The organism is Streptomyces sp. NPDC001156 (genome assembly GCF_053598275.1).
The window spans coordinates 1-4,968 of record NZ_JBSFJX010000360.1; the positions used below are offsets into that span (position 1 = coordinate 1).

Annotated in this window: 2 protein-coding genes and 2 pseudogenes; 2 read left to right on the forward strand and 2 right to left on the reverse strand. The window is 67.7% G+C overall.

The window, feature by feature from the left end; all coding sequences use genetic code 11:
• Nucleotides 1–545: 545 nt before the first annotated feature.
• Both ACWDA7_RS50245 and ACWDA7_RS50250 read right to left on the reverse strand, forming a co-directional pair.
• Nucleotides 546–3,035 carry a SpoIIE family protein phosphatase gene (locus tag ACWDA7_RS50245; protein WP_450614580.1) on the reverse strand — a complete coding sequence of 830 codons (2,490 nt, stop codon included), beginning with the start codon at nucleotides 3,033–3,035 and terminating at the stop codon, nucleotides 546–548.
• Between the two features lie 373 nt (nucleotides 3,036–3,408).
• Nucleotides 3,409–3,798, reverse strand: a pseudogene (locus ACWDA7_RS50250) (aquaporin); the annotation flags it as partial.
• A gap of 412 nt (nucleotides 3,799–4,210) precedes the next feature.
• On the opposite strand from ACWDA7_RS50250, the pseudogene ACWDA7_RS50255 reads away from it, so the two are divergent.
• Nucleotides 4,211–4,537: pseudogene (locus ACWDA7_RS50255) on the forward strand (GP88 family protein); the annotation flags it as partial.
• A gap of 176 nt (nucleotides 4,538–4,713) precedes the next feature.
• Entirely contained in the window at nucleotides 4,714–4,875 is a 162-nt protein-coding gene (locus tag ACWDA7_RS50260) for a hypothetical protein (RefSeq protein WP_450614582.1), read from the forward strand.
• The last annotated feature ends 93 nt before the right edge of the window (nucleotides 4,876–4,968 follow it).

Genomic DNA, 4,968 nt, shown 5'->3' on the forward strand with positions numbered 1-4,968 from the left:
GTGGATGTCGGGCGGCAGGAACCAGTCGGCCACCGGAACCGCCACGATCGGCACGGACCACAGGGTCACCCCTCGGTAGCCCCGCCATCCGCTCGCTGCCCTAGTCACGTGCAAAGGCGGCATGCTCTCCATGATTCTCCCAGGTTCGGCGCGCGCGGCAGATGAAGCGTCGCCGCTCGGTATGCACACCGAGCTGCAACAGGGCACAGGGCACCGGGAAGAGCAGCCGTTCGTACGTCCACAAACTGCTGTATCGGCCGCTTCGGCCGTTCTGGCTGCTTCGACCACGTTGCAGATCCACTCCCAATCTCTGGGGCGGACGAAGTTCGAACCTCTGATGTAGTCGTTGGAGTTTGGCGACAAGGCGGGAAGGCCGGATGGGACTTTCCACCCCGACACCGGGCTTCCGCTGGCGTGGCGTGGCGTGGCGTGGTGTGGGAGCGTACGTCCGCTCTCCAGCCACATAAATGGTGCGTACGAGTTGCCGGTCTTCTCGGGGCACAGGCACTGGCCTCCAAGCGCTTGAGCTGGGCGGGTAAGTGGTTTCACGCACTGGCCGGCAGTTGCTGATCAGACCAGATGAGTTTGCCGTCCGGGATGTGGCGGGTACCCCATCGGCGGGACAGTTGAGTGACGAGGAAGAGGCCGCGGCCGTGTTCGTCGGTGGTGCGGGGGTGTCGCAGAAGCGGGTGGCTGTGGCTGGCGTCGGAGACTTCGCAGGTCAGCATCTCGTGCCGGATGAGGCGTAGGCCGATCGTGCGGTCGCTGTTGCAGTCGCCGTTGCCGTGGATGATGGCGTTGGTGAATAGTTCGCTGACGATCAGCTCTGTGGACTCGGCTAGGTGTTCCAGTCCCCACTGGGTCAGCTGCCGGATAGCGAGAGTTCGGGCACGGCTGACGACGGCGGGATCGCTGGGGAACTGCCAAGAGGCAACCTGGTCTGCGCTCAGCGAGTGGGTCCGTGCGAGGAGCAGAGTGACATCGTCGCTCGGCGGCTTGGCCCGTAGTGTGTCCACCGTGGACGAGCACAGATCGTCCAGTGTGAGGTGGGGCCGTGCGAGGGCCGCGCGCAAACGGTTCATGCCGGCGCTGATGTCCTGGTGGCGGGCCTCGATCAGACCGTCGGTGTAGAGGGCGAGCACGCTTCCTTCGGCGAGTTCCAAAGTTATGGACTCGAAGGGGCCCAGTCCGAGGCCGAGCGGTGCTCCGCTGGGCAGGTCGGGGAAGGTGACGTGGCCGTGCGGGTCGATGATCGCGGGCGGGGGGTGGCCGGCCCGTGCCACGGTGCAGGTGCGGGTGACCGGGTCGTAGACGGCGTACACGCACGTGGCGGCCATCGTGGTGGTGGCCGGGTGCCGGGGGTCGGCTTCCGCCTCGGTGAGGCGGATGACCTGCTCGTCGAGGCGGGACAGTACTTCGTCGGGAGGCATGTCCATGTCGGCGAGGGTGCGCATGGCGGTGCGGAGTTGGCCCATCTTCGCCGCCGCGTTGATGCCGTGTCCGACCACGTCGCCGACGACCAGGGCGACGCGGGCGCCGGAGAGGGGGATGACGTCGAACCAGTCACCCCCGATGCCGTGGTGGCTGTCGGCCGGCAGGTAGTGCCAGGCCACCTCGGCGGCGGAGCCGCCTGTGGGGCGGTGGGGGAGCAGCAGGCGCTGCAGGGCGAGAGCCGCGGAGCGTTCGCGCACGTATTGGCGGGCGTTGTCCAGGGCCAGCGCTGCCCAGCTGACGAGTTCCTCGGCCAAGACCAGGTCGTCCTGCTCGAACGGCCTGGGGTCCTTCGTCCGCACGAAGACGGCCACGCCCAGCACTGCTCCCCGGGCGTGGATCGGGACGACCATCAACGAGTGCATGGCGTGCTCGCGGATCTTCTGTGCCCGCGCCGCGTCCTGGTGGTCCAGCCATGTGCCGGGGGATGTGTCCAGTATCGGCTCGAAGTGTGATTTCCCGGAGAGTAGGACACCGGTGAAGGGTGAAATGGGCGGGACGAAGACCGGCTCTCCGCGAGCGAACAGGGACTCCGGCGTTCCCGGGTGGATCGAGGCCAGGCCGGCACGGCGGAAGGCGGGGATGCGCCCGTCCTGCGGGCCGAGATGGGCCAAGGGCTGCTCGCCGAGTGGGACGGACTCTGCCAGGTCGACGGTGGCGTAGTCCGCGAGGAACGGCACGGCGAGGTCGGCCAGTTCCTGCCCGGTCTGCATGACGTCCAAAGTGGTGCCGATGCGCCTGCTGGCCTCGCCGATGATGGCCAGACGCTCTCGTGCCCGTCGGCTGTCGGTGACGTCCAGGCTCACAGCGCACACGCCCAGCGGGCGACCTTGCGCGTCGTCGAGGCGGAAGAAGGATGCCGTCAATATGCGGTTGCTTCGCACATTCGCCGGCAGGAAGGCCTGGTAGTCCACGTCCATCGCCGGGTCTCCGCTCTCCAGCACCTGGTGCATCACTGCTTCCAGCGTTTCGGCCTGCGTCCCGGGCGCCGCCTCCGTCAGCCTGCGGCCCAGCCGTTGGGGGAGAGGGATGCCGTCCTTGGAGGCCTGGGTGTCGTTCACCTGGATGCAGCGCAGGTGTGTGTCCCGTATGACGACACCGATCGGGAGGCGGCTTGGCAGCGGCAGCGTAGCGAGGAGCGGCTCCGCCGCTGTGGCCTCGGTCGGCCATGCGGGAAGCGAGGCCTTGTCGGTCGCCCAGACCACCCACCAGTCCCGGCCGTCCTGCCCGGACAGTGATGACACGCACAGGCGCACGTCGATGCTGCGGCCGTCGCGGTGGCGGACCTGCGTGAGGTCGGACCAGCGGCCCCGGAGGGTGCTCTCGTGTGCGGCTTGTGATGCCTTTGCTCGGTCGTCAGTGGTCACCAGCAGGGCACCGGCGGACCGCCCCACCACCTCCGCGGCCGAGTAGCCCACGAGCCGCTGAGCGGCCTGCGACCATGCGACCACCGTCCCCTGCGCGTCGAGGAGAGCTATCGCCGGGCCGACTGTCTCGATGGCCGTCGAAGCCTCGGAGACTGTGGTCTCTGCGGAACTGCCCATTGCTCTTCTCCTTCTGTGTTCCGCGGCGATGCGGCCCCCAGCTGCTCGGCTGTCTGGTAGATGGATAGGTCCAGGGCAGGGGATGATCGAGCTGCCAGGCACGGAAGGCCACAGCCCTTTGACGTCGCCCCCGACGGTGGCTGCGGCGGTGGTCTCGCCCCGTCAGACCTGCTCCGGCGGGGACCCCTGTCGGGGCCGGGGTGCGGCCAACGGACCATCGGCTGACGCCGACGGCAGCAACACCGCCGTCCAGTGACGCCCCGCTTGCTCTCACCCGCACCTCACACGTCAGTCGGCAACGGCTGAGAAGGTGGTGCAGCCAGGCCCCGAGGGCCGCTCCCAGAATCGGTGCGACCAGATAGATCCGCAGATCGGTGGTCTGCTGCCCGGCGAATGCGGCGGGAGCGAACTGGCGGGCGGCGTTGATCGAGCCCTCGCTGCGAGGCCGCAGAAAAGCGATCACCAGCGCAACGGACAGCCCGATGACGTACGGCACCAGGCGCGCACAGCGGGCCTGAGCCATGCAAAAACTGACAGCGAGCATGATCACCATCATGCTGCTGGCCTTGGCGACAAAGACGCACGCGGGCTGCCAGGAGGGCGCGGGCACGATCGCCGCGTAGCCGATCGACGGGAAGGAGACCGCAGGCCCCCACAGCAGACGCCCAAGACCCATTCCCGCCGCGGACCCCGCCATTTGGGCCACCGCATAGGAAACAACGCCGCAGCCGGGGAAGGCGCCCATAAGCCACAGGGAGACCATCACGGTGCCGTGTCCAGGCGGATCATGGCCTTGAAGGCTTCCGGGGCTAGCTTCGCCCAGTCCAGACAGGGCGTGTGCTCGGGGAGGCGTGCGGGCTTTCCTGTGCTTCGTTCGTGCTCATGCCTGCAACGCTACGGACCCAGTGGCGCCGGAGTATGGTCCATTTCTATGACAGATTCCCGGGCCAATTCTGTGGACAAGGCAAGATCGCGATCTGCGGAGCTGGAGGTGCCCGTTCGTCATTGTTCGCCGCTCGTTCTCCCCTCGCAGAGTGTTTACTGCGGAAATGTCATGGTCGTGTAACAACCTCTGAGACACCTCGGGAGGGGCCGGCGCCCCTTCGGATTGCCTGGCGCAGGCCCTTCACTGAGACAGGTGACGGCCTGATATAGGCGGAACTGTTCCTAACGTGCGCTTTCGCCGCCTGGTGGAGCCGAACCCCCCAGTGAATTTCAAGTGGGTATTCAGCCTTGGCGGCAAGGAGGACCACCTCATCCACCCCCATGAGCGGCACGCAGACGTGTTCCCGACGCAGGCCGCGTTGGACGAGTCGCCGTACTCCTCCCAGGCCGCGTCCGACCTGCTCGCGGTGAACGGCGCACCGCTGGTCGGAATGGCCGCGAACCGGCACCGCAAGGGCTTGACCAGGTCCTTCGGGGAGTTGCAGCGCCAGCGCGACGCTGAGGCGGCCGACCGGCTTGCCCGGGCGAAGGCAAAGGCCCGATCCCGCCGCCGCTGACCCGCCCATCCCGTGGGGCCTGCTCCCGGCCATGTCAGACGGGGAGCAGGCCCCACGCGTTCTGTCGCCCAACCTGCTTTGGAGGCCTTCCCGCATCTGGGACCGGGATGAAGCCCGGTTGTGCTTGCGGCCGTAGCTGGCGCAGTCGGCAGCGTGCGAGTCGCACGGCACACAGGGTGCCGAACCGACGTGACCGTGTGAAGGTTCTGCTGCGCGGCGTACTCCAGCAGCGCGGCCTGGAGCAGCGCCAGGCGCCGACCACGCAGGGCGTCCTCGGACAGTCCCAGAATGGGGTCGGGGTCGCGGATCTCCAGTACGTCGATCTCGAACCCGGCTAGGATCGTCCGCTCCACCGCTTCCGCCAGTCCGAGGTCGAAGATCCTGGGACCGTAGGTGCTGGAGTCGGCCTCCAGGCTTCCGCGGACAGCATC

Bases quoted from the DNA above. Each gene is read 5' to 3' on its own strand.
- ACWDA7_RS50245 (WP_450614580.1), bottom strand. From the start codon at position 3,035: ATGGGCAGTTCCGCAGAGACCACAGTCTCCGAGGCTTCGACGGCCATC.